General features: G+C 69.0%; 21 protein-coding genes. 9 read left to right on the forward strand and 12 right to left on the reverse strand.

The genetic code is table 11. The features are described from left to right. Window positions 1–9 precede the first annotated feature (9 nt). The 4 genes from ACE3SG_RS03150 to uvrC all read right to left on the reverse strand — a co-directional run bounded on the left by ACE3SG_RS03150 (window position 10) and on the right by uvrC (window position 3,823). Window positions 10–282, reverse strand: coding sequence for an HU family DNA-binding protein (locus ACE3SG_RS03150; RefSeq protein WP_374562517.1), 273 nt, complete (start codon window positions 280–282; stop codon window positions 10–12). Window positions 283–595: 313 nt separating this feature from the next. Continuing rightward, window positions 596–1,162, reverse strand: a complete 567-nt coding sequence (gene pgsA, locus ACE3SG_RS03155; protein ID WP_374562518.1) for a CDP-diacylglycerol--glycerol-3-phosphate 3-phosphatidyltransferase — start codon at window positions 1,160–1,162, stop codon at window positions 596–598. An 89-nt stretch (window positions 1,163–1,251) separates the two neighbouring features. After that, on the reverse strand, window positions 1,252–1,782 hold the full coding sequence (locus ACE3SG_RS03160) for a hypothetical protein (protein WP_374562519.1): 531 nt from the start codon (window positions 1,780–1,782) through the stop codon (window positions 1,252–1,254). Continuing rightward, entirely contained in the window at window positions 1,769–3,823 is a 2,055-nt protein-coding gene (gene uvrC, locus ACE3SG_RS03165; RefSeq protein ID WP_374562521.1) for an excinuclease ABC subunit UvrC, read from the reverse strand. Before uvrC ends, ACE3SG_RS03160 begins: the two co-directional genes overlap by 14 nt. A gap of 43 nt (window positions 3,824–3,866) precedes the next feature. Between uvrC and earP the strand changes: the two genes are divergently transcribed. The 3 genes from earP (at window position 3,867) to mnmC (ending at window position 7,738) form a co-directional block, all read left to right on the forward strand. Then, the gene (gene earP / locus ACE3SG_RS03170; RefSeq protein WP_374562522.1) at window positions 3,867–4,940 is read left to right on the forward strand and encodes an elongation factor P maturation arginine rhamnosyltransferase EarP; all 1,074 of its coding nucleotides are present in this window, start codon (window positions 3,867–3,869) and stop codon (window positions 4,938–4,940) included. A 177-nt stretch (window positions 4,941–5,117) separates the two neighbouring features. After that, window positions 5,118–5,672, forward strand: coding sequence for an elongation factor P (gene efp, locus ACE3SG_RS03175; protein ID WP_374562523.1), 555 nt, complete (start codon window positions 5,118–5,120; stop codon window positions 5,670–5,672). An 83-nt stretch (window positions 5,673–5,755) separates the two neighbouring features. After that, window positions 5,756–7,738, forward strand: a complete 1,983-nt coding sequence (gene mnmC / locus ACE3SG_RS03180; protein ID WP_374562525.1) for an FAD-dependent 5-carboxymethylaminomethyl-2-thiouridine(34) oxidoreductase MnmC — start codon at window positions 5,756–5,758, stop codon at window positions 7,736–7,738. Window positions 7,739–7,758: 20 nt separating this feature from the next. On the opposite strand, the gene ACE3SG_RS03185 is transcribed toward mnmC, so the two are convergent. Both ACE3SG_RS03185 and rpiA read right to left on the reverse strand, forming a co-directional pair. Beyond that, window positions 7,759–7,941, reverse strand: a complete 183-nt coding sequence (locus tag ACE3SG_RS03185) for a hypothetical protein (protein WP_374562526.1) — start codon at window positions 7,939–7,941, stop codon at window positions 7,759–7,761. Window positions 7,942–8,047: 106 nt separating this feature from the next. After that, the gene (rpiA, locus tag ACE3SG_RS03190) at window positions 8,048–8,710 is read right to left on the reverse strand and encodes a ribose-5-phosphate isomerase RpiA (protein ID WP_374562527.1); all 663 of its coding nucleotides are present in this window, start codon (window positions 8,708–8,710) and stop codon (window positions 8,048–8,050) included. A gap of 64 nt (window positions 8,711–8,774) precedes the next feature. Here rpiA and ACE3SG_RS03195 point away from each other — a divergent pair, with 64 nt between their 5' ends. After that, entirely contained in the window at window positions 8,775–9,815 is a 1,041-nt protein-coding gene (locus tag ACE3SG_RS03195) for a quinone-dependent dihydroorotate dehydrogenase (RefSeq protein WP_374562528.1), read from the forward strand. A gap of 12 nt (window positions 9,816–9,827) precedes the next feature. Here ACE3SG_RS03195 and ACE3SG_RS03200 read toward each other — a convergent pair whose 3' ends face one another. Next, a complete protein-coding gene (locus ACE3SG_RS03200) occupies window positions 9,828–11,687 on the reverse strand; it encodes a gamma-glutamyltransferase family protein (protein ID WP_374562529.1) in 1,860 nt (619 codons plus the stop codon). Between the two features lie 73 nt (window positions 11,688–11,760). After that, window positions 11,761–12,543 (reverse strand): SDR family NAD(P)-dependent oxidoreductase, encoded by a 783-nt coding sequence (locus ACE3SG_RS03205; protein WP_374562530.1) that lies wholly within the window; start codon window positions 12,541–12,543, stop codon window positions 11,761–11,763. Between the two features lie 123 nt (window positions 12,544–12,666). Between ACE3SG_RS03205 and ACE3SG_RS03210 the strand changes: the two genes are divergently transcribed. Together ACE3SG_RS03210 and ACE3SG_RS03215 are read left to right on the forward strand one after the other, a co-directional pair. Beyond that, the gene (locus ACE3SG_RS03210; protein ID WP_374562531.1) at window positions 12,667–13,578 is read left to right on the forward strand and encodes a LysR family transcriptional regulator; all 912 of its coding nucleotides are present in this window, start codon (window positions 12,667–12,669) and stop codon (window positions 13,576–13,578) included. A 103-nt stretch (window positions 13,579–13,681) separates the two neighbouring features. Next, complete coding sequence (locus tag ACE3SG_RS03215) at window positions 13,682–16,570, forward strand: DUF3857 domain-containing protein (protein WP_374562532.1); 2,889 nt, start codon at window positions 13,682–13,684, stop codon at window positions 16,568–16,570. A 40-nt stretch (window positions 16,571–16,610) separates the two neighbouring features. Here ACE3SG_RS03215 and ACE3SG_RS03220 read toward each other — a convergent pair whose 3' ends face one another. Both ACE3SG_RS03220 and ACE3SG_RS03225 read right to left on the reverse strand, forming a co-directional pair. Beyond that, entirely contained in the window at window positions 16,611–17,249 is a 639-nt protein-coding gene (locus tag ACE3SG_RS03220; RefSeq protein ID WP_374562533.1) for a CoA transferase subunit B, read from the reverse strand. A gap of 13 nt (window positions 17,250–17,262) precedes the next feature. Continuing rightward, window positions 17,263–17,961, reverse strand: coding sequence for a CoA transferase subunit A (locus ACE3SG_RS03225; RefSeq protein WP_374562534.1), 699 nt, complete (start codon window positions 17,959–17,961; stop codon window positions 17,263–17,265). A gap of 97 nt (window positions 17,962–18,058) precedes the next feature. Between ACE3SG_RS03225 and ACE3SG_RS03230 the strand changes: the two genes are divergently transcribed. From ACE3SG_RS03230 to ACE3SG_RS03240, 3 genes are all read left to right on the forward strand, one after another. Continuing rightward, complete coding sequence (locus ACE3SG_RS03230) at window positions 18,059–18,496, forward strand: PaaI family thioesterase (protein ID WP_374562535.1); 438 nt, start codon at window positions 18,059–18,061, stop codon at window positions 18,494–18,496. A 29-nt stretch (window positions 18,497–18,525) separates the two neighbouring features. Beyond that, window positions 18,526–19,068, forward strand: a complete 543-nt coding sequence (locus ACE3SG_RS03235) for a LuxR C-terminal-related transcriptional regulator (RefSeq protein ID WP_374562854.1) — start codon at window positions 18,526–18,528, stop codon at window positions 19,066–19,068. Between the two features lie 252 nt (window positions 19,069–19,320). Beyond that, the gene (locus tag ACE3SG_RS03240; RefSeq protein ID WP_374562536.1) at window positions 19,321–21,084 is read left to right on the forward strand and encodes a right-handed parallel beta-helix repeat-containing protein; all 1,764 of its coding nucleotides are present in this window, start codon (window positions 19,321–19,323) and stop codon (window positions 21,082–21,084) included. 64 nt (window positions 21,085–21,148) lie between these two features. Here the strand turns inward: ACE3SG_RS03240 and ACE3SG_RS03245 are convergent, their stop codons facing one another. Beyond that, window positions 21,149–21,568, reverse strand: a complete 420-nt coding sequence (locus ACE3SG_RS03245) for an acyl-CoA thioesterase (protein ID WP_374562537.1) — start codon at window positions 21,566–21,568, stop codon at window positions 21,149–21,151. Continuing rightward, a complete protein-coding gene (locus ACE3SG_RS03250) occupies window positions 21,568–22,224 on the reverse strand; it encodes a YceH family protein (protein ID WP_374562538.1) in 657 nt (218 codons plus the stop codon). Before ACE3SG_RS03250 ends, ACE3SG_RS03245 begins: the two co-directional genes overlap by 1 nt. Between the last annotated feature and the right edge of the window lie 12 nt (window positions 22,225–22,236).

Below are 22,236 nucleotides of genomic sequence, written 5' to 3' on the forward strand. Positions count from 1 at the left end.
AAGATGGCATCAGTTCAACGCGTCTTTCAGGCCCTTGCCGGGACGGAATTTTGGCACCTTGGCCGACTTGATCTTGATCGTGTCGCCGGTGCGCGGGTTGCGGCCGGTGCGGGCGGCACGCTTGGTGACGGCAAAGGTGCCGAAGCCCACGATCGACACGCTGCCGCCCTTTTTCAGGGTGACTTTCACGCCCCCGATCACGGCTTCCAGTGCGCGCGTGGCGGCGGCTTTGGAGATGTCCGCCTGGCGCGCAATGTGTTCGATCAACTCGGATTTGTTCACGTAGGTACCCCTCTCTCAACGGTCTCGCAATGGTGTGGCTTGGCTTGAAGTTCAAGCGTCCGGTGAATGACCTGGTGCGACGTGCAATCGCGGCGCGCTGCGAGGGGCAATGGCCTGATTCGCAGGCGAAAAATCATTACAGCCTCGGGTCCCGGCGGTGTCAAGCGCGGAAGCGGATTCTATGTGTAAACCCCAAGGCTGCTGGCTTCGCGGGCTTGCGCGAGCCTTGTTTTGTTCCTTGTTTTGTGACGATGCGCGTCGCGTTTCTTCGCCTCGCGCGCGCACCGTTGCAGCGCTTGCTGCCGTGTCGATCTCAGCGCGCTTTGGCGCGAATTTCAGGCAGGGCTTTTTGCAGGTAGTACACCATCGACCAGATGGTCAGCACCGTGGCCGCGATGATCAGCACGGTGCCCCAGAACTGGGTGTCGATCAGGTCGAACAAGCGGCCGTGGAACAGCAGGAACGGGATCGCCACCATCTGCACCGTCGTCTTGACCTTGCCCAGCATGTGCACGGCCACGCTGCGCGACGCGCCGATCTGCGCCATCCACTCGCGCAGCGAAGAGATCGCGATCTCGCGGCCGATGATGACCAGCGCGATGAAGGCATGCACCCGCCCCAGGTGGACCAGCACGATCAACGATGCGCAGACCAGGAACTTGTCGGCCACCGGGTCGAGGAAGGCGCCGAAGGCCGAGCTCTGGTTGAGCTTGCGCGCGAGGTAGCCGTCCAGCCAGTCGGTCAGCGCGAAGACCACGAACATCACCGTGGCGGCGAGGTTGCGCGTGGTGTCTTCGAACGGCAGGTAGAACACCCCGACGATCAGGGGGATCGCCACGATGCGGGCCCAGGTCAGCAGCGTCGGAACGGTGAAGAACATGATGGGCGCATTCTGCCCTCTAACCGCGGCGCGAGCGTTTTGCTCGCTCGCGTGTCGGATCGGCGGGCATCGGCATCACCTGCCGGCCTTCAACGGTCGAGCGTGACCGGCTTGAACTTGCGGTTCTCGTCGAAGAGGAAAGTCTCGACGTACTTCCACGGCTTGGGCAGGCGCGAGACATCACCGAAGGGCGCGGCGCGGCGCACCGCATCGATGGCGATCTGCGTGGTGTCCTTGGCCTGGCTCGGGTAGCGCATGACCTCGATCTTCGAGATGCTGCCGTCGCCGTTGAGCTCGATCGACAACACCGGGATCGCCAGCAAGGGCTCGGGCACGCTGCCGGTGTAGGTGATGGTGGCGTTGGCAGACACCAGCTTCTGCGCGGCGCGCACGCGGTACTCGTCCCAGCTGCGCGCGGCGTTGGCCGCAGGGCGCGGCGCAGGCGCCGGAGCCATCGGCCGCGGGGTCACCGGCGCAGGTGCCGGCGGCGGCATCGGGCTCGAGCATGCGGCCAGCCACGCGGTCGGCGCGGCGATGGTGAACAGGTACGCCAGCGATGTGCGGCGCGCGGGGGCCGCCGGGCCGGAGCCAGCAGCGATGTCGGTTTCAATGCAACGCACGGTAGATGTCCTCTGCCAATTCCTTCGAAATGCCTTCCACGCTGGCCAGGTCATCAACGCTCGCGGCCGTCACGCCGCGGACACCGCCAAAACGCTGTAACAGTTTCGCGCGTTTCTTCGGCCCGATGCCGGCAATGTCCTCGAGCCGGCTGCCGCCGGTGCGCACACTGGCACGCTTGGCGCGCATGCCGGTGATCGCGAAGCGGTGCGCCTCGTCGCGGATCTGCGCGATCAGCATCAGCGCCGCCGAATCGGGCGGCAGGCTGAGCTTGTCGCGCCCATCGGCGAAGACCAGTTCCTCGAGGCCCACCTTGCGGCCCTCGCCTTTTTCGACGCCCGCGATCAGCGACAGGTCGAGGCCCAGCTCGCCGAAGACCTCGCGCGCCATCGCCACCTGGCCCCGACCGCCATCGACCAGCACCAGGTCGGGCAGGCGCACCTTGGCACCCGCCACCTGGGCCTGGTTGCCCTCGGCGGCGGTGATCTCGGCCAGCTTGGCGTAGCGCCGGTTCAGCACCTGGCGCATGGCGGCGTAGTCGTCGCCGCCGGTCACACCCTCGATGTTGAATCGCCGGTACTGCGCGTTCTGCATGCGGTGGTCTTCATAGACCACGCAGCTTGCCTGCGTGGCTTCGCCGGCCGTGTGGCTGATGTCGAAACATTCGACACGGAATGTGTCGAGGTTGTCGATCGCCAGGTCCAGGGTGTCGACCAGTGCGCGCGTGCGCTCGCGCTGCGAGCCCTCTTCGGCCAGCAGGCGCGCCAGCGCCAGCTCGCAACCCTTGATGGCCATGTCGAGCCAGATGCGGCGCTGCTCGCGCGGCTGGTGCTGCGCGTTGAGCTTGATGCCGGTCTGCGCGCTCAGCGCGGCCAGCAGCGACTTGTCGACCGCATGGCTCACCACCAGCAGCGGCGGCGGTGGGCTGTGCAGGTAGTGCTGGGCCATGAAGGCCTGCAGCACCTGCTGCTCGGCGCGCGCCAGCTGTTGCTCGGCGCTGCGCTCCACCGCTTCGGCAGGCGCCTCGTCCAGCGCCATCGATTCGTCGGCGGCCAGCGCAGTGGCGTCGTCGACATGGGTCGGGAAGAACGCGCGGTCGCCGAGGTGCCGGCCGCCCCGCACCATCGCCAGGTTCACGCAGGCGCGCCCGCCAGCCACCTTGACGGCGAGGATGTCGACCTCCTTGCCGGCGGCCGACAGGCTGCTCTCGTCCATCGATTGCTGGTGCAGCACCCGCGCCAGCGCCGAGATGCGGTTGCGCAACTCGGCCGCCTTCTCGAATTCCAGCACCTCGGCGTGGGCCATCATCTTGGCCTGCAGCTCGTCGACCACCTGCTGCTGCTCGCCGAGCAGGAAGCGCTCGGTGTCGCGCACGTCGCGTGCGTAGTCGTCGGGCGTGATGAAGCCGACGCACGGCGCCGAGCAGCGCCGGATCTGGTACAGCAGGCAGGGCCGCGACCGGTTGTTGAACACCGTGTCTTCGCAGGTGCGCAGGCGAAAGACCTTCTGGATCAGCTGAATCGTCTCTTTCACCGCCCAGGCGCCGGGGTACGGGCCGAAGTAGCGGTGCTTGCGATCGACCGCGCCGCGGTAGTAGGCGACGCGCGGAAACCCGTGCGAGACCAGCTTCAGGTAGGGGTAGCTCTTGTCGTCACGGAACAGGATGTTGAACTTCGGGTTCAACGCCTTGATCAGGTTGTTCTCGAGCAGCAGCGCCTCGGCCTCGGTGCGCACCACCGTGGTCTCGAGCCGTGCGATGCGCGAGACCATCACGCCGATGCGCGTGCCGCCCAGGTCTTTCTGGAAGTAGCTCGACACACGCTTCTTCAGGTCGCGCGCCTTGCCCACATACAGCACCTGGCCGTGGGCATCGAAGTAGCGGTACACGCCGGGCAGGCTCGGCAGCGCGGCCACTTCGGCCAGCACGCGCTCGCGTGCCGCGGCGGCAGCAACCAGCGCGCGTTGGGCATCGGCTTCAACGGTCGCCGCATCGGGGGGCAGCGCTTCGGGAACGGGCAAGGAAGAGGTGTCGGGGTCGGCCATCGGACGGCGATTGTGCAGTAGCGCCGGCTTCGATAATGCCGCGATGCCGCCCACCTCTTGCCCGGCCCTGCGCTGGGACCTTTTCTGCCGTGTGGTCGACAACTTCGGCGACATCGGTGTTTGCTGGCGCCTGGCGGCCGACCTCGCCGCCCGCGGCCACACGCTGCGGCTGTGGGTCGACGACCCGTCGGCACTGGCCTGGCTGGCGCCCGCAGGCGCACCGGGCGTGCAGGTGCTGCACTGGACCGCCGACGCCGCGGCCGGCGACCCTGGCGACGTGGTGGTCGAAGCCTTCGGTTGCGACCCGCCCGCGGGTTTCGTCGCGGCGATGGCCGCACGGCCGCGGCCGCCGGTGTGGGTCAACCTCGAATACCTCAGCGCCGAAGCCTATGTCGAGCGCAGCCACCGCCTGCCGTCGCCGCAGATGAGCGGCCCCGGCGCCGGCCTGACCAAATGGTTCTTCTACCCCGGCTTCACGCCAGCCACCGGCGGCTTGCTGCGAGAGCCCGGTTTGATGGCCGACCAGGCGGACTTTGACGCCCCGACATGGCTGGCCGAACAAGGCATCGTGGCGCGAACCGGCGAGCGCCTGGTCAGCCTGTTCTGCTACCCGAACCCGGCCTTGCCCGCGCTGGCCGAGCGGCTGGGCAACGCACCGACGCTGCTGCTGACCGCGCCGGGTGCGGCCACCACACAGCTGGCCGGCCTGTCGCTGCCGGCCACCGTGCGCCACCAGGCCCTGCCGTGGTTGCCGCAGCCGGGCTATGACCGCCTGCTGTGGTCTTGCGACCTGAACTTCGTGCGCGGCGAAGACTCCTTCGTGCGGGCCCAGTGGGCCGGCAAGCCGTTCGTCTGGCACATCTACCCGCAAGACGACGGTGTCCACGCCACCAAGCTCGACGCCTTCCTGGCGCGCCATCTGGCCGCGGCCACCCCAGCGCTGGCCGAGCCGGTTCGCGCCTGGATGCGCGCCTGGAACGGCCTCGCCGGCCCGTTGCCGGCCACGCTGCCCAGCCTGCCCGACTGGGCGGCCCACGCCCGGTGCTGGCGTGACACCTTGCTCGCCCAAACCGACCTGGTCGGGCAGTTGCTGGCGTTCGTCACCGAAAAGCGTTAAAATTCAAGGCTTTGCGGAACACGGCCCGCCCGCCTTGAAATGGCCGCCAGGGAACCCATCTTTGGCATCGCCTCTCAAGCACATGACCCGCCGGCCGCGCAACTTGCAGCGAACTGACCTGCCGGCTTAGGCCCGCGGCAGCCACTGCCCCGATTCCCGACTCTTCGGAAACTCACCATGAAACTCGCACAGGAAATCCGCGCCGGCAACGTGATCATGCAGGGCAAGGACCCGATGGTCGTTCTCAAGACCGAATACAGCCGTGGTGGCCGCGGCGCGGCCACCGTGCGCATCAAGATGAAGAGCCTGCTCAGCGGCTTCGGCGCTGAAACGGTGTTCAAGGCCGACGACAAGATGGACCAGATCGTGCTGGACAAGAAGGAGTGCACCTACTCCTACTTCGCCGACCCGATGTACGCCTTCATGGACGCCGAGTACAACCAGTTCGAGGTCGAAGCCGAGAACATGGGCGACGCCATCAACTACCTCGAAGACGGCATGGCCGTCGAAGTGGTCTTCTACGACGGCAAGGCCATCTCGGTCGAACTGCCGACCACCGTGGTCCGCGAAATCGAGACCGACCCCGCCGTCAAGGGCGACACCTCGGGCAAGGTGCTGAAGCCGGCCAAGCTGGTGGGCACCGGTTTCGAGATCAGCGTGCCGATCTTCGTCGAAAACGGCGACAAGATCGAAATCGACACCCGCACGCACGAGTACCGCAAGCGCGTCTGAGTGCGCCCCCAGCCCCCCCTTCAAGCGGGGGCTCCAGCTTGAAAATCGAGCCGGCCTTGTAGGCCGGCTTTTTTCATTCAACCGTGAAGACTGAACCGATCGTTCCGGCGCGCATCGAGTTTCGAGACGGGGTGCCGTTCGCGCCCGAATTCGGCGATGTGTACCACCCGCGCGTCGGCGCATTTGCGCAGGCGCGTGACGTGTTCCTGGCGAGCAACGGCTTGCCCGCGCGCTGGCGTGGGCGCGAGCGCTTCGTCGTGCTGGAAACCGGCTTCGGCCTGGGCAACAACTTTCTCGCCACCTGGGCCGCCTGGCGCGGCGACGAGCAACGGCCGCAACGGCTGGTCTTTGTGTCGGTCGAGAAGCATCCGCCCACGTCGGCCGACATGGTTCGTGTGCACGCCGACTCGCCCGAGCCGGCGCTCGCCGCGCAGTTGATCGCGGCCTGGCCCCCCGCCACGCCCGACCTGCACCAGCTGGAGTTCGAAGGTGGCCGGGTCACGCTGCTGCTGGGCCTGGGCGACCTGGCCTTATGGCTGCCCGAGTTGCAGGCGCAGGCCGATGCGGTCTTCCTCGATGGCTTCGCGCCGGCCCGCAACCCGCCGATGTGGGACGCGCGGGTGCTGCGGGCCTTGGCGCGCTTGGCCGCCCCCGGCGCCACCGCAGCCACCTGGAGCGCCGCCCGCAGCGCACGCGACGCGCTGACCGGCGCGGGCTTTCACGTCCAGCGCGTGCCAGGGTTCGCGGGCAAGTTCGAGACGACGCAGGCGCAGGTCGTGGGCGACGCCGCCGCGCGCCGGCGCGGCCCGCCGCCGGGGCGGCTGCCTGCCCCTCAAGCCCGCCACGCGCTGGTTGTCGGCGCGGGCCTGGCCGGCGCCGCGGCAGCGCGCGCGCTGGCCCGCCAGGGCTTGCAGGTCACCGTGCTCGAACGGGCAGACCAGGCCGCCAGCGGCGCCTCGGGCAACCCCGGCGGCCTGTTCCATGGCGTGGTGCACGCGCACGACGGGCCACACGCGCAGTTGCTGCGCACTGCGGCGCTGCGGGCCGAGCCGGTATACCGGCCGTTGATCGCCTCGGGGCGCGTGCCCGGCACATTGCAGGGCCTGCTGCGCGGGGCCGGCAGCGACCCGTGGGCAACCCTGCAGGCGGTGGTCGACGCGCAGCAGGTGCCGCCCGCCTACGCCGAAGCGCTGTCGCGCGAGGCAGCCTCGGCGGCGGCCGGTTGCCCGCTGGCCGGTGCGGCGTGGCGCTTTGCGGGTGCCGGCTGGCTGCAACCGTCGGCGCTGGTGCGGGCCTGGCTTCAAGAGCCCGGCGTTTGCCTGCGCACCGCCGCACCGGTCGCCCGGCTGCAGCCCTTGCCCGATGGACGTTGGCAGGCGCTGGACGCACACGCGGCCCCGCTCGCCGAGGCCGATCTGGTGGTGGTGGCGGCGGCGCATGCCACCCCCACCCTGCTGGCCGAGCACAGCGATGCCCAGGCCTGGCCCTGGCGCCGCACGCGGGGCCAGATCACGGTGGTGCGCGCCGCCGAGGCCACGGCCCTGCCCCGGCCGCAAGTGCCGATCGCCAGCGGCGGCTACCTGCTGGCCTTGCCTGATTCACTGGGCGGCGGCCTGCTGTGCGGCGCCACCTCGCACGTGCAGGACGACGACCCTCAGGTGCGCGAGGCCGACCACCGCGCCAACCTGGCGCAGATCGCCGCACTCATCGGCACGGCGATCGATATTCCGCCGCATTGGTTCGATGCCGACAGCCGAGTGCTCGAGGGTCGTGTCGCCTGGCGGCTGGGGTGCGACGACCGCTTGCCGGTCGTCGGCCCGGTGCCTGCGCCGGCCGCGGCGCTGGTGGGCGCCCGGCGGCTCGAACAGCCGCGGCATGTGCCCCGGGTGCAGGGCTTGTATGTGCTGGCCGGGCTGGGTTCGCGCGGCATCACCTGGGCGCCGTTGTTGGGCGAGGTGCTGGCTGCCGGCATCACCGGCGCGCCGCTGCCGCTGGCCGGCAGTCTGCTGGATGCGATCGACCCCGCGCGCTTCGTGGCGCGGCAGCATCGCCAACCGCCCGGCTGAGCCGGCGCGGGTTCAAAAAATCAGCCGGCGTTCGTCGGCTCGTTGCCGCTGCCTGGCGTGGTGTTCGCGGGCTGGCCGGTGTCGCCGCCCTGGCCGGAATCGGACGATCCGCCTTGCGACTTGCGAGCGGCCTTCTCTTCCTTCTTGCGCTTCTTGGCCAGTTCGCGCTGGCGTTTTTCGTAGGAGTAATTGGGTGTGGCCACGGGCCGTCCTTTGCTTCAGAGGGAAGAGGCGAATGCCGCCGCGGCGAGCGGCATCTTGGTCCAACGATACACCCACTGCGAGGGGGCGCACCGCCGGGCCCGTCGGTCAAAAGCGCAAGGTCTTCACACCCTCGGGCGTGCCGAGCAGGCAGACGCTGGCCTTGTGCCGCGCGAACACACCCATCGTGACCACGCCGGGCCACTGGTTGACCTCGGCCTCCATCGCCGGCGGGTCGCTGATGGTCAGGCCGCGCACATCGAGGATCAGGTTGCCGTTGTCGGTCACCACGCCCTCGCGCACCGTCGCCTCGCCGCCATAGGTCTGGCGAAAACGCCGGGCCACCTGCGCCGCCGCCATCGGGATCACCTCGACCGGCAGCGGGAACTTGCCGAGCGTGTCGACCAGCTTGGACGCATCGGCGATGCAGACGAAACGCTCGGCCAGGTCGGCCACGATCTTCTCGCGCGTCAGCGCCGCGCCACCGCCCTTGACCATGTGGCCACGGTGGTCGATCTCGTCGGCGCCGTCGATGTAGACCGGGATCGACTCGACCTCGTTCGCATCGAGCACCTTGATGCCCAGCGCCTTCAAGCGCTCGGTGCTCTTGACCGAGCTGGACACGGCGCCGGCGATGCGGTCCTTCATCGTCGCGAGCGCGTCGATGAAGCAGTTCACCGTCGACCCGGTGCCCACGCCCACCACCGCGCCGGGCACCACCTCGGCCAGGGCCGCCCGGCCCACGAGGACCTTCAATTCGTCTTGGTTCATTCGCTCCCCTTGGCGCTGCGTGCTGATGGGGCCGGATTATCGCGGGCTGAGAGAATGCAGCCCCATGTCCCTCGTCCCCTATGCCCTCGCCCGCCCGTTTCTCTTTGGCCTCGACCCCGAGGCTGCGCACGACCTGACGCTGGGCAGCATCGCCCGGCTGCAGAACACGCCGGCGCAGTGCCTGTGGTCGCAAAGCCGTGTCGACGACCCAGTCACCGTGGCCGGGCTGCGCTTCCCGAACCGCGTGGGCCTGGCGGCCGGGCTCGACAAGAACGGCCGCTGCATCGACGGCCTGGGCGCGATGGGCTTCGGCTTCATCGAGGTCGGCACCGTCACGCCGAAGGCGCAGCCGGGCAACCCGAAGCCGCGCATGTTCCGCCTGCCGCAGGCGCAGGCGCTGATCAACCGGCTGGGCTTCAACAACGAGGGGCTCGAGGCCTTTCTCGCCAACGTGCGGCGCGCGCGCAGCTTCCGCGCGGCCGGCGGCGTGCTCGGCCTGAACATCGGCAAGAACGCGGTGACGCCAATCGAGAACGCGGTCGACGATTACCTGATCGGGCTGACCGGCGTGTTCCCGCACGCCGACTACATCACTGTCAACATCTCGAGCCCGAACACCAAGAACCTGCGCGCGCTGCAAAGCGACGAGGCGCTGGACGCGTTGCTGGGCCGCCTGACCGAGCACAAGGCACTGCTGGAGCAGCAGCAGGCGCGCCGCGTGCCGATGTTTTTGAAGATCGCGCCCGACCTCGACGACGACCAGATCGGCGTCATCGCCGCCACGCTCAAGCGCCACGGCATGGACGGCGTCATCGCCACCAACACCACGATCGCGCGCGACGCGGTCAAGGGCCTGCCGCATGCCGAAGAGACCGGGGGCCTCTCGGGTGCCCCGGTGCGCGAGGCCAGCAACCGGGTCGTGCGGGCCTTGCGCAGCGCGCTGGGCGCGGGCTTCCCGATCATCGGCGTGGGCGGCGTGATGAGCGCCGACGACGCCAAGGCCAAGGTCGCCGCCGGCGCCGACCTGGTGCAGGTCTACACCGGATTCATCTACGGCGGCCCGCCGCTGGTGCCGCAGATCGCCCGCGCGCTGGCCCGGCGCTGAGGCGCAACGGCGCTATTCGCCGACCACCACGCCTTCGCGGCGCCGGTCGGCGCCACCGAGCCAGCCGCCGTCGACCCGCTGCAGCACCTGCGAGCCGCTGGTCAGGTCTTGCTCGATCACGCGTTGCCCGCGCGCGCGCAGCGCCTCGATCGTCGCCACCGGGAAACGGCCGGTCTCGAGCCGTGTCGCGCCGTTGTCGTTGGCAAAGTTCGGCAGGTCCAGCGTGGCTTGCGGTGACAGGCCCCAGGCCAGCGTGCCGAGCAGGGTCTTCGCGTTGTAGTGGATGATCGCCGAGCCCCCCGGCGAGCCCATCACCATCGTCAGTTGCTTCTGCGCCGGCGCTTGGGTGTCGAAGACCATCGCCGGGCCCATGCTCGAACGCGGGCGTTTGCCCGGCTGCACGCGATTGGCCACCGGCTTGCCCTGCGCATCGCGCGGCATGAAGGCGAAGTCGGTCAACTCGTTGTTGAGCAAGAAGCCGCCGGCCAGGCCGGTGCCACCATCGCTCATCACGCGGCTGCCGAACGCGGCTTCGACGGTCGTCGTCATCGACACCGCGTGGCCTTGCCGGTCGACGATGCTGATGTGGCTGGTGCCGTGTTCGGGCTGATCCTGCTGCGGCGCCCATTGGCTGGCCTTCACCGCCACGGAGGGCTCGCCAGCGGTGGCGGTGCCCAGGCTGCGCCGGTCGTCGACCAGCGAGGCGCGCTGCGCCAGGTAGGGCTCGTCGAGCAGGCTGCTCCAGCGGCCTGCGGGCGGCGCCACGAAATCCGGGTCGGCCACGTAGCGGGCGCGGTCGGCAAATGCCAGGCGCGCCACCTCGGTGTAGCGATGCAGAAAACCGGCGCTCGGCACACCGCCCTGCAGCGGCGCGGGCGGCGCCGGCAACGCGTCCAGCATGCCCAGCATCTGCATCACCGCGATGTGGCCAGACGATGGCGGCGGGAAGCCGCACACGCGGTACCGGTGGCGCCACAGCGTGCACATCGGCTCGCGCTGCCTGGGCTGGTAGGCCGCCAGGTCGGGCTCGCTCAACACGCCCGGGTTGCCGGGGTACTGGCGCACGCGGCGCACGATGTCGGCCGCGATGGGGCCCTGGTGCAACGCGGCGCTGCCCTCGGCCGCGAGGCGGCGCAGCACGGCGGCAAAGGCCGGGTTGCGCACCCGGTCACCGGCGGCCAGCGGCTCGGCGGCGCCGGCCGAACGAAAGAAATACGCCGCGGCCTGCGGATCACGGCGCAGCGCCTCGGCATCGGCGCTGCGCAGCAAGCCCGCCAGGCGCGGGCCAACGGTGAAGCCTTGCTCCGCCAGGGCGATCGCCGGCTCGAACAGCGTGGCCCACGGCAAGTGGCCGTGCTGCCGATGGGCGGCCTCCAGCATCCGCACGGCGCCCGGCGTGCCGACAGACCGGCCGCCCGTCACCGCAGCGTCGAACGGCATCGGCTGGCCGGCGGCATCGAGGAACAGCGACTCGGTGACCGCCGCGGGCGCGGTCTCGCGGCCGTCCCAGGCTTGCAGTGCAGCGCCGTCCCAGTGCAGCAGGAACGCACCGCCGCCCAGGCCACTGGACTGCGGCTCGACCAGCGCCAACACCAACTGCACGGCGACCGCCGCGTCCATCGCGTTGCCGCCCTGGCGCAGCATCGCCGCGCCGGCTTCGCTGGCGGCCGGGTTCGCACTCGCCACGGCCCCTTGTTGCCAGCGCTGCGGTGCGGCCGCGGCGGCCAGGCCGGTGGCCGCCTCGGGTGCGCGTGGCAGGTCTTCGGGTGCCGGCGGCTGAAGCGGCGCCTGGGTGCAGGCCGCCAGGCTCGCCGCGGCCAACCACGGCAGCCACCGAGTGGCCACCTGCTTGTTCAACCTGCCACCTGCCATGCGCCGTGCCTCGATGCCTGCAAAGCGGCGGATGATGCCACCGCCCCAAGGTGGCGGCGTAACGCCTCGTCGGTCAGAGCACCATGCCGCCCGACACCTCGATGCGCTGGCCGGTGATCCAGCCGCTGCCGGGCGACAACAGCATCGCCACCGCGGCGCCGATGTCGTCGGGCTGGCCGACCCGGCCGAGCGTGGTCTGCCCGGCGATGGCGGCGTTCAGCTGCGCGTTGTCGCGCACCGCGCCGCCGCCGAAGTCGGTCTCGACGGCACCCGGCGCCACCACGTTGACGGTGATGCCGCGCGGCGCCAGCTCTTTCGCCAGGTAGCGCGTCATCACCTCGATGCCGCCCTTCATCGCCGCATAGGCGCCGTAGCCCGGGAAGGTGAAGCGCGCCAGGCCGGACGACACGTTGAGGATCCGGCCGCCATCGGCCAGCAGCGGCAACAGGCGCTGGGTCAGGAACAGCACACCCTTCAGGTGGATGTTGAACATCTGGTCGAACTGCGCTTCGGTCGTCTCGGCCAGGGGCGCATGCGTACCGGCACCGGCGTTGTTGACCAACGCGTCGAAGTCGCTGCGGCCGAAGTGCTGCGACAGCGCCGTCTGCACCTGGTCGGCAAAGGCGGCGAAGCCGGCCGTGCTGCCCATGTCCAGCGGCAGCGCCAGTGCACGCCGGCCCAGCGCCTCGATCTGCGCCACCACCTCGGCCGCCTCGGCGGCCTGTGAGCGGAAGGTCAGCAGCACATCGAAACCCTGGCGCGCCAGCTGCAGCGCCGACGCGCGGCCCAGGCCACGGCTGCCGCCGGTGACCAGGGCGATCTTCAGAGAGGGGGTGGAAGCAACAGTCGTCGTCATGGCAGGTCCTTGGGTCAGGTGAAACAGAAGCGATGACGGGACTTTATTGATCCGCCTTCAGCTGATAAATTGCCAGAAACAGATCAATTTGTTCTCACCACAAGAACAGTCAGGCACCCCGCGATGAGCTTGCTGGACCAACTGAACGCCTTCGCCCAGGTCGCCGAGCTGGGCAGCTTCACCCAGGCCGCCGACCGGCTGGGCTGGCCCAAGGGCAAGGTCTCGACCACCATCCAGGCGCTCGAAAACCACCTCGGCACGCGCCTGCTGCACCGAACCACACGCAAGGTGCAGCTGACGCAGGACGGCCTCGCGTTCCAGGACCGTTGCCGCGACCTGCTGGCCGACGTCGACGAGCTGCAGACGCTGTTCCAGCGCAGCGCGCCCGAGCTGCGCGGCCGCGTGCGGGTGGACATGTCGACCGGCGCCGCGCGCCACATGGTGATCCCGCACCTGCCCGAGCTCTTGCAGCGCCACCCGAAGCTGGAGATCGAGATCAGCAGCACCGACCGCCGGGTCGACTTGGTGCGCGAGGGTTTCGACTGCGTGCTGCGCGTCGGCGCGGTGGTCGACAGCGGCTTGATCGCGCGGCCGCTGGGCCGCTTCAAGATGATCAACTGCGCGAGCCCCGGCTACCTGGCACGCCACGGCACGCCGCAATCGCCCGACGAGCTGGCCACGCATCTGCTGGTGCACTACGTGCCGGTGCTCGGCGCGCGGCCCGACGGCTTCGACATCGCCCACCCAGACGGCAGCGTGCGCACCGTGGCGATGGCCGGCCAGGTGACGGTGAACAACGCCGAGGCCTACCAGGCCGCCTGCCTGGCCGGGCTCGGCCTGATCCAGGCGCCCCAACACGGCGTGCAGGCGCTGATCGCCGACGGCGCACTCGTCGAGGTGCTGCCCGAACACCGCGCGCCCTCGATGCCCGTGCACCTGCTCTACGCGAACCGACGCCACCAGCCCCAGCGCGTGCGCGCGGTGATGGACTGGCTGGCCGAGGTGATGGCCCCGCATCTCGAGCCCTGGGCGTGAAAACCGCCCCACCCGCCCTCCACGTTTGACGGAGTGGCGCACTGCGGCGCGGCCGTCGCGTCGGGCATCATGTCGGCACTCACAAGGGAGGGAGATCACTCACATGGGGAAGACCGTCGCCGCCGCCGACATGGCACGCGGCCACCTGGCCGGCCGTTGGGCCCACGTTGCAAACGCCTGCCTGCTGGCGGCCTGCGGGCTGTGGGCCACCGCGGCCTCGGCGCAAGCGCCAGCCGGCACACCGGCGAAGGCACGCACCACAGCCGCCGCCGCAGCCAAGAACCCGACCGGTTTCAACATCGCACCGGCGCCCGCCTGGGTCTTGCCGGTGCCGGTCGACGCGGGCCTCGTGGCCCAGCTGCCCAAGGCGCCGCTGCAGTTGCTGGTCATCGACCGCCAGACGCGGGTGGAAGCGGGCGACGAAACCCGCTACATGCGGGCCGTGCGGCAGATCAACGAGACCGCCGGCCTGGAAGCCGGGGCGCAGCTGCAGATCGAGTTCGACCCCAGCTACCAGAAGCTGACGCTGCACAAGCTCGAGCTCTGGCGCAACGGCCAGCGCATCGACAAGCTGGACGCGCGCCAGGTGAAGCTGCTGCAACGCGAATCACAGCTCGAGCGGCAGATGGTCGACGGCCGCAGCACCGCCTCGGTGGTGCTGAGCGACGTGCGCGTCGGCGACCGCGTCGAGTTCGCCTACAGCCTGCGCGGCGCCAACCCGGTCTTCGAAGGCAAGTTCGTCGACACCGACTGGGCGCTGGGCGTGCGCGGGCCCACGGCCCTGCTGCGCTACCGCCTGCTGGCGCCGCAGGGCCGCGCCATCCAGGTCCAGGCCGACCCGAGCCGCATCGAGACCAACAGCCAGGTCCAGGCCGGCTGGCGCGACACGGTGATGCGCCGCACGCTGATCCCGCAGTTCCAGTCCGACGCGAACACGCCGCCGGCAGCGTATCTGCCCGACGTGATCCAGCTCAGCGAATACGCAGATTGGGCCGACGTGGCCCGCTGGGCCACACGTGTGTTCACACCGGGTGGCGGCGCCGCGCCGGCCGTGCAGGCCCAGGCCGACACGCTGGCCGGCCCCGCCGCCGACGCGGTGGCCGAGCGCGTGCGCCGCACGCTCGACTTCGTGCAAAACGAGGTGCGCTACTTCGGCACCGAAACCGGCATCAACAGCCACCGCCCGGCCGACCCCGACCAGGTGCTGAAGCAACGCTTCGGCGATTGCAAGGACAAGGTGGCGTTGCTCGTGGCGCTGCTGAAGGCCCAGGGCGTGGTCGCCACGCCGGTGCTGGTGTCCACCGGCTTTCACGACGACGTGGCGCGCATGCTGCCGAGCCCGCTGGCCTTCAACCACGTGATCGCCCGGGTGCAGGTGGGTGACCAGGCCTGGCTGCTCGACGGCACCCGCTCGCGCCAGACCGGGCCGCTGGCGGAACGCCAGTCGTTCGGCCTGGGCCAGGGCCTGGTGGTCGATGCCGGCACGGCCGGCCTCAGCAGCGTGCCCGATGGGCACGACACGCTGCGCGTGGCCGGCGAAGACCGCCTGGTCTTCACCAGCCTGGCCGAAGACCCGCGCCTGAGCGCCGACATCGTCTACCACGGCGACGTCGCCGAAAGCGTGCGGCACACGCTCGATGCCCAGCCCGCCAGCGAGCTGGAGAAGCAGTTCCTCGACGAATACACCCGCTTCTACAGCGGCGCCCAGCTGGACGGCGCGATGCAGGTCGACGAGGTCGAGGGCCACAACGCGCTGCGGGTGCGGCTGAACTTCAAGCTGCCGAACTACCTGCGCCTGGTCGACCGCAAGACCCTGGTCGGCGACTACGGGCTGCCGGGCCTCGTGCAGATGCTGCGCCTGCCCGACCAGGTGCCACGCAAGCTGCCGATGGTGCTGGGCTCGCCAGGAATCTACCGCCACACGCTGGAGTTTCGGTTCCCGGAAGAGGTCTACACCAGCGAAGCCAAGCGGCCATTCGACGTGGTCGACCCCAATTTCGAGCTGCACATCGCGGCCGATTTCAAGCGCGCCAGCGCCCGCTTCGACGGAGAACTGCGCCTGCTCAACGAGCAACTGAAAGCCGCCGATTGGTCGGCGCACCGCGAACAGCTGGTCAAGCTGTGGCCCCGACTGATGGGCACGGTCAACGTGCCGACCATCGGGCCGAAAGAAGCCGCACGCTTGACCGAACGCGGGAAGAAGGACAACGCAGAGACCCTGCGGGTGCTGTCCAGCCGGCGCACGAAGGTGCAGGTCACCGCCCAGATCAACCTCTGGGTGGCCCAGGCGCAGCTCGACTCGAACCGCCTGACGCCGTTGCTGCGCGCCAAGATCCTCACCGAGCGTGGCGTGCAGCAAGACCATCTCGGCCAGGCCAGCGAAGCCGCGCTGAGCTTCACCGAAGCACTCAAGCTGGACCCGAGCAACAGCGAGGCCCATGCGGGCCTGTCGGTCAATGCGCTGATGCAGCGGCAAGACGCGCTGGCCATCGAACATGCGTCGAAGGCACTCGCACTGGCACCGAGCGACTCAGGCCCGCGCTACACCCGCGCCTACGCCCACTACTACGCCGGCCAGCCCGAGCAGGCGCGCGACGAACTGCTGGAGGTGCTGAAGAACCGCGCCGACGTGGACCGCGGTTATGCCACGCTGTGGCTGCACGTGGTGTCCAAGCGCCTGGGCAGTGATGGCGTGGCGGCCACCCAGCCGTTCAAGCCCAGCGACAGCAAGCCGGCCTGGCCGTACCCGGTGGTCGAGCTGTTGAACGGCACCGGCAGCCTGGACCAGGCGCTGGCCGCCGCCCGCGCCGACAAGGACGAGACCGACGGGCGACTGTGCGAGCTGTATTTCTTCCTCGGCCAGCAGCAGTTGCTGGACGGCAAGCCACAGGTCGCGCGCGACTGGTTCCAGAAGGCCGTCAACACGCGCGTGGTCGAGTTCGTCGAGTACGCGCTGGCCGAGCGCGAGCTGCAGAAGCTGGCGGCCCGCTGATCGGGCCGCCCGGCCGGCGTGACCCGCCGGCCGATCGGGTTCAGTGCAGCGGAACGCCGGTCTTGGCCTGCACTTCTTCGCGCGTCACGCCTTCGGCCAGCTCGACCAGCTTCAGGCCCTGCGGCGTCACGTCCATCACCGCAAGGTCGGTGATGATGCGGTTGACCACACCCAGGCCGGTCAGCGGCAGCGTGCAGCTCGGCAGGATCTTCAGGTCGGTCGAGCCGTCTTTCTTGGTCGCGACATGCTCCATCAGCACGATCACGCGGCCAACGCCGGCCACGAGGTCCATCGCGCCGCCCATGCCCTTGACCATCTTGCCCGGGATCATCCAGTTCGCCAGGTCGCCCTTCTCGCTGACCTGCATCGCGCCGAGGATCGCCAGGTTGATCTTGCCGCCGCGGATCATGCCGAAGCTGTCCGCGCTGCTGAAGATCGACGAGCCCGGCAGCGTGGTCACGGTCTGCTTGCCGGCGTTGATCATGTCGGGGTCGACTTCGTCTTCGGTCGGGAACGGGCCGATGCCGAGCAGGCCGTTCTCGCTTTGCAGCCACACCTCCATGCCGGACGGCACATGGTTGGCCACCAGCGTGGGCAGGCCGATGCCCAGGTTCACGTAGAAGCCATCGCGCAGTTCCTGCGCCGCGCGCTTGGCCATCTCTTCACGGGTCCATGCCATTTGTGGGTCTCCTTCAGGCCTTGCGGGTCGTGCGTTGCTCGATGCGCTTTTCCGGCGTCGTGTTCAGCACGATGCGGTGCACGAAGATGCCCGGCAGGTGAACCTGGTCCGGGTCCAGCTCGCCGGTCTCGACGATCTTCTCGACCTCGACGATCGTGACCTTGCCGGCCATCGCGACGTTGGGGTTGAAGTTGCGCGCGGTGCGGCGGAACTGCAGGTTGCCGCTCTTGTCGGCCACGTGCGCCTTGACCAGCGACACCTCGGGCAGCAGCGAGCGCTCCATCACGTAGGTGTGGCCGTCGAACTCGCGCAGCTCCTTGCCTTCGGCCACGATGGTGCCGACACCGGTCTTGGTGAAGAACGCCGGGATGCCGGCGCCGCCGGCGCGCAGCTTCTCGGCCAGCGTGCCCTGGGGCGTGAATTCGAGCTCCAGCTCGCCCGACAGGTACTGGCGCTCGAACTCCTTGTTCTCGCCGACATAGCTGGAGATCATCTTCTTGATCTGCCGCGTGGCCAGCAGCTTGCCGAGGCCGAAGCCGTCGACGCCCGCGTTGTTCGAGATCACCGTCAGGCCCTTGACGCCGCTGGCCTGCAGCGCGTCGATCAGCGCCTCGGGGATGCCGCAAAGGCCGAAGCCGCCGACCGCCATCAACTGGCCATCTTTGACGATGCCGTCCAGCGCTGCGGCAGCGCTTGGGTATACCTTGTTCATTCGGAATTGCCTCCGGGCTTGTTCGGATGGGCACGAAGGGTACTACGTAACACATTAAGTAGTCGTTACGTAGATTTGACTAAGGTTTGTCCGACCCATGACTGATTCCCCCCGCCCGATCGGCCCAGTTGACGCCGCCCACCTGCAAGACCTGCTCGCCACGATGTTCGCGCCCTGGGTGCAGGACCTGGACCTCGTCGTGCGCGCCGTCGAACCCGATGGCGTGATGCTGGCGCTGCCGGTGGGCCACCGCCACGTGCACGGCGGCGGCGTGCTGTGCGGCCAGACGCTGATGGCCGCCGCCGACACGGCGATGGTGCTGGCCATCAGTGCGCAGTTGGGCGGCTTTCGCCCGATGACCACCGTGCAGCTGCAGACCAGCTTCATGCGGCCGGTGCCCAAGGATGTGGGCGAGGTCACGGTCGTCGCGCGGGTGCTCAAGCCCGGCCGGCAACTCGTGTTCGGCGAGATCGAATGCCTGCTGCCCGACGGCAAGCTGGCCGCGCACGCGACCACCACCTACGCGCTGTTGTGAGCGCCCCGCCCACCGCAGCGGCACCGGCGATCGACCTCGACTACCGCACCGCCTTCGACCTCGCCCCGATCGGCATGATCCTGTCGCGCCACCGGCTGGTGGTCGACTGCAACCAGCGCGTGCTGGAGATGTTCCGCGCCCAGGCCGACCAGTTGATCGGCCAGTCGTTCGAGGCGATGTACCCCAGCGCCGACGAGTACGAGCGCACCGGCGCCCGCATCGTCGCCAGCCTCGACGCCACCGGCTTCTACGCCGACGACCGGGTGATGAAGCGCATCGACGGCGAGCTGTTCTGGTGCCACGTGTCGGGCCGCGCGCTGGACGCGAACGACCCGCACGCCGCCGGCATCTGGACCTTCGAAGACCTGTCGGCGCGGCGCGTGCTGAAGGTCGACTTCACGCCCCGCGAACGCGAGATCGCCGCCTTGCTGATCGACGGCGCGACCAGCAAGCAGATCGGCAAGCGCCTGGCCATCAGCCCGCGCACGGTCGATGTCTACCGGGCCCGGCTGATGCGCAAGGTCGGCGCCAGCACCACGCCCGAGCTGGTGCACCGGTTGCTGGGCGGCTGAACCTGGACGCAGCTTGAAGGCGACGCTGAATAGGCCCCGCGAGGCTGCGCGCCCTGGTTTGGGATGGGCTGCAAGGCGCAAACCACAGCCATAGCTTGTGCTATGGCGAGGATTTGCAACGCAGCAGACCGCCCAAAGCAGGGACGCGCGGCCCGCGAGGGACTTGTTCAGCGTTGCCTGAAACCCCTTCCTTGAGTGTTTGAACAGGGCTCGACAGAATCTGCGCCCCAAAACCAAACTCAGAGGAAGACCATGTCATTGATTCGAAGGGCCACCGCCGCGGCGGCGGTGTTGGCGTTGCAAGGGCTGCCGCTCGCCGCGATGGCGGGGCATTACTACGTCTCGGCCTCCGGCACCGCCGACAACAGCGGCCCCGGCACCAAGGAGCAGCCCTGGGGCCACCTGCAGCGCGCGATCAGCGAGGCCCTGCAGGCCGGCGACACGCTGACCGTGCTGGACACCTACCCCGTCACCAGCCGCCTGCGCATCACCAAGAACCCGATCGGCGCGCCGATCACGATCAACGGCGAAGCATCGGTGCCCAACGGCAGCCACCAGCTCAGCTGCGCCGTCGTACGCCAGTCGCAGGAAGAAACGCCCGACTGCATCACCATCGAAGATGCCAGCAACCTGGTGCTCGCCGGCCTGGTGATCGACGGCACAGCCACGCCCGAAGGCAGCCTCGTGCGCATCAAGCGCAGCCACGACATCCGCGTCACCGGCAGCACGCTGAAGAACTCGAACGTCTACGGCATCTACCTGGACGGCGCGCGCAACGTCGACCACAGCGAGGTGTTCGAGCACAACACCATCACCAACAACAAGAACACCGCCATCTACCTCGTGCTCGGCAACAACCTGACCGTGTTCCACAACACCGTCGACACGGTCACCAACGGCGACGGCATCGTGATCGTCGAGAGCGTCGGCGCGACCGTGACCAACAACACCGTCAAGAACATCCGCAAGGTCGTCAACGGCCAGGGCAAGGACGGCATCAAGATCCGTCCGTCCGAGAACCTGGTCATTCAAGGCAACTGGATCGAGAACATCGCCGGCTCGGGCATCTACCTGGCCGACCCGTACGACTGGGCGATTCGCCAGCGGCACACGGGCGTGAAGGTGCTCGACAACACCATCACCCAGGTGGTCATGGTCAACCAGGGCGACGGCACGCCGCGCTGCCAGGGCTTCGGCTGGCCCTCGGCGCTGAACATCAGCCGCACCGACGACGTACTGGCCCAGGGCAACACCGTCTACCGCAACTTCGGCGAGGGCCTCGTCCTCAACGACGTCACGCGTGCCACCGTCAAGCGCAACGATGCCCACGACAACTTCGGCGTCAACTTCTACCTGAACAACGCGTCGAACAGCGTGGTCGACCAGAACCAGGCCATCAACGACCCGGCGCTGACCGCCTACTACCGGTGCGGTGCGCCAGCAGGCGGCATCGGCATGGCCAACGAGCGGGCCGACTACGACAACCACCAGCCGCTCAGCCGCCTGAAGATCAGCAACAACATCGTGGTGAACAGCCGCTTCGGCATCAACTTCTACTGGGAAAAGTCGGACCACTACCACCCGCGCAACATGACGGGGCTGAAGAAGGTCGACATCCTGAACAACACGGTCCACCGAACCTGGGAAAACGCGCTGGCGATCGTGGACACGAGCAACCACAGCGACAACCGCGTCCAGAGCAACATCTGGGCGCCCGACGCGTCCACCTGGCCGGTGGCCAAGGTGCCCGCGGTCGGCTTCGACTGCCTGGCGAACCTGTGGTGGGCCTCGACCTCGAATGGCGACTGCACCAGCAAGGCCGACGTGGTGGCCGACCCGCAGTTCGCCGATGCGAACGACGACTCGCCCAAGGGCCACATGCTGGCCGCGGGCTCACCGGCGATCGATGCCGCCCAGTATTCGACCGTGATGCCGAGCATCTGGCACGACTACTTCGGCAACAAGCGCGCGCTGAGCGCGTGGGACATCGGCGCCCACGAGTACCGCAAGCCGTAAGCCCGTCTCGGCCGGTCGGCGCAACGGCAACGAAGCGCCGGCCGGTGCTCAGCCTGTCAGGCCCTCAGGCGATCAGCGCCCGCAACCAGTCCGGCACCGGCACCGACTTGCCGGCCGGGAAGTCCACCCACACCGTCGTCGCGCCGCCTTCGGCGTGGATCACACCGGGCTGGTCGGTGCGCTCCAGTGTGATGAAGGTGTCGAAGCTGGTCCGGCCCAGGTTGGCCACGTAGTGCTTGGCCAGCACGTCGCCCGGGTACTCGAGCTGCTTGATGAAGTTGCAGAAGGCGTTGACGATCACCGGGCCCTGGGCGGTCGGGTCGGGTGCGCCGCCCACCTCGTGCAGCCACTGCACGCGAATGATCTCGAGGTAGCGGAAGTAGACGGTGTTGTTGACATGGCCCATCGCGTCCATGTCGCCCCAGCGGATGGGGATCACCATCTCGTAGGTCAACTTCTTGTCGGCGGGCAGTTCGAAACGCATCAGCCCAGGCCCAGCTCTGCCTTGACCGCCGCCAGGTCGGCGCGCAGCGCGGCCAGCTCGTCGGACAGGCGCGTCACCTCGCTGCGCAGGGCCGCGACCTCGCCCGCGGCGACGCCCCCGCCCTCACCGGCCGATGCGCCATACGCCGCGCTCGGCTGCGCCGGCTCGCCGCACAGCAGGTGCGCCCAGCGCGCCTCGCGCTCGCCCGGCGCACGGGCCAGCTTCACCACGCGGGCCGGCTGCTTGGTCGACAGCTCGTCGAGAAAGCCTTCGACCGACGAGATGTCGGCAAAGCGGTGCAGGCGCTCGCAGTTCAAGCGCAACTCGGCCGAGGTCTGCGGCCCGCGCAGCATCAGCACCGCCAACAGCGCCACGGACTGGCTCGGCACACCCAGCACCCGGCCCAGGTTGTGCTCGTAACGCGCCACGCGGCTGCCGCTGACCTCGAAGATCAAATGCAGGTGCTTCAGGCTGTCCACCGCCACCAGCAGGTCGGCCTCGCTCGCCTCCATCACCGGCGCACGCGCCGTCTTCTGGTTGCAGCCCGACTGCAGCGCGTTCAGCGACAGCGGGTAGGTGTCGGGCACGGTGTGCTGCTTCTCGACCAGCACGCCGAGCACGCGCGCTTCGAGAGGGGTAAGGATTCGCAATTCCATCGTCGACAGCGC

Origin of the sequence: Ideonella sp. (assembly GCF_041914305.1) — a bacterium.
In the GTDB taxonomy this organism is placed as follows: domain Bacteria; phylum Pseudomonadota; class Gammaproteobacteria; order Burkholderiales; family Burkholderiaceae_C; genus Ideonella.

Bases quoted from the DNA above. Each gene is read 5' to 3' on its own strand.
- efp (WP_374562523.1), top strand. From the start codon at position 5,118: ATGAAACTCGCACAGGAAATCCGCGCCGGCAACGTGATCATGCAGGGC.
- ACE3SG_RS03205 (WP_374562530.1), bottom strand. From the start codon at position 12,543: ATGACGACGACTGTTGCTTCCACCCCCTCTCTGAAGATCGCCCTGGTC.
- ACE3SG_RS03240 (WP_374562536.1), top strand. From the start codon at position 19,321: ATGTCATTGATTCGAAGGGCCACCGCCGCGGCGGCGGTGTTGGCGTTG.
- ACE3SG_RS03210 (WP_374562531.1), top strand. From the start codon at position 12,667: ATGAGCTTGCTGGACCAACTGAACGCCTTCGCCCAGGTCGCCGAGCTG.
- ACE3SG_RS03230 (WP_374562535.1), top strand. From the start codon at position 18,059: ATGACTGATTCCCCCCGCCCGATCGGCCCAGTTGACGCCGCCCACCTG.
- ACE3SG_RS03200 (WP_374562529.1), bottom strand. From the start codon at position 11,687: ATGGCAGGTGGCAGGTTGAACAAGCAGGTGGCCACTCGGTGGCTGCCG.
- ACE3SG_RS03215 (WP_374562532.1), top strand. From the start codon at position 13,682: ATGGGGAAGACCGTCGCCGCCGCCGACATGGCACGCGGCCACCTGGCC.
- ACE3SG_RS03225 (WP_374562534.1), bottom strand. From the start codon at position 17,961: ATGAACAAGGTATACCCAAGCGCTGCCGCAGCGCTGGACGGCATCGTC.
- ACE3SG_RS03250 (WP_374562538.1), bottom strand. From the start codon at position 22,224: ATGGAATTGCGAATCCTTACCCCTCTCGAAGCGCGCGTGCTCGGCGTG.
- ACE3SG_RS03195 (WP_374562528.1), top strand. From the start codon at position 8,775: ATGTCCCTCGTCCCCTATGCCCTCGCCCGCCCGTTTCTCTTTGGCCTC.
- ACE3SG_RS03220 (WP_374562533.1), bottom strand. From the start codon at position 17,249: ATGGCATGGACCCGTGAAGAGATGGCCAAGCGCGCGGCGCAGGAACTG.
- pgsA (WP_374562518.1), bottom strand. From the start codon at position 1,162: ATGTTCTTCACCGTTCCGACGCTGCTGACCTGGGCCCGCATCGTGGCG.
- ACE3SG_RS03245 (WP_374562537.1), bottom strand. From the start codon at position 21,568: ATGCGTTTCGAACTGCCCGCCGACAAGAAGTTGACCTACGAGATGGTG.
- earP (WP_374562522.1), top strand. From the start codon at position 3,867: ATGCCGCCCACCTCTTGCCCGGCCCTGCGCTGGGACCTTTTCTGCCGT.
- rpiA (WP_374562527.1), bottom strand. From the start codon at position 8,710: ATGAACCAAGACGAATTGAAGGTCCTCGTGGGCCGGGCGGCCCTGGCC.
- uvrC (WP_374562521.1), bottom strand. From the start codon at position 3,823: ATGGCCGACCCCGACACCTCTTCCTTGCCCGTTCCCGAAGCGCTGCCC.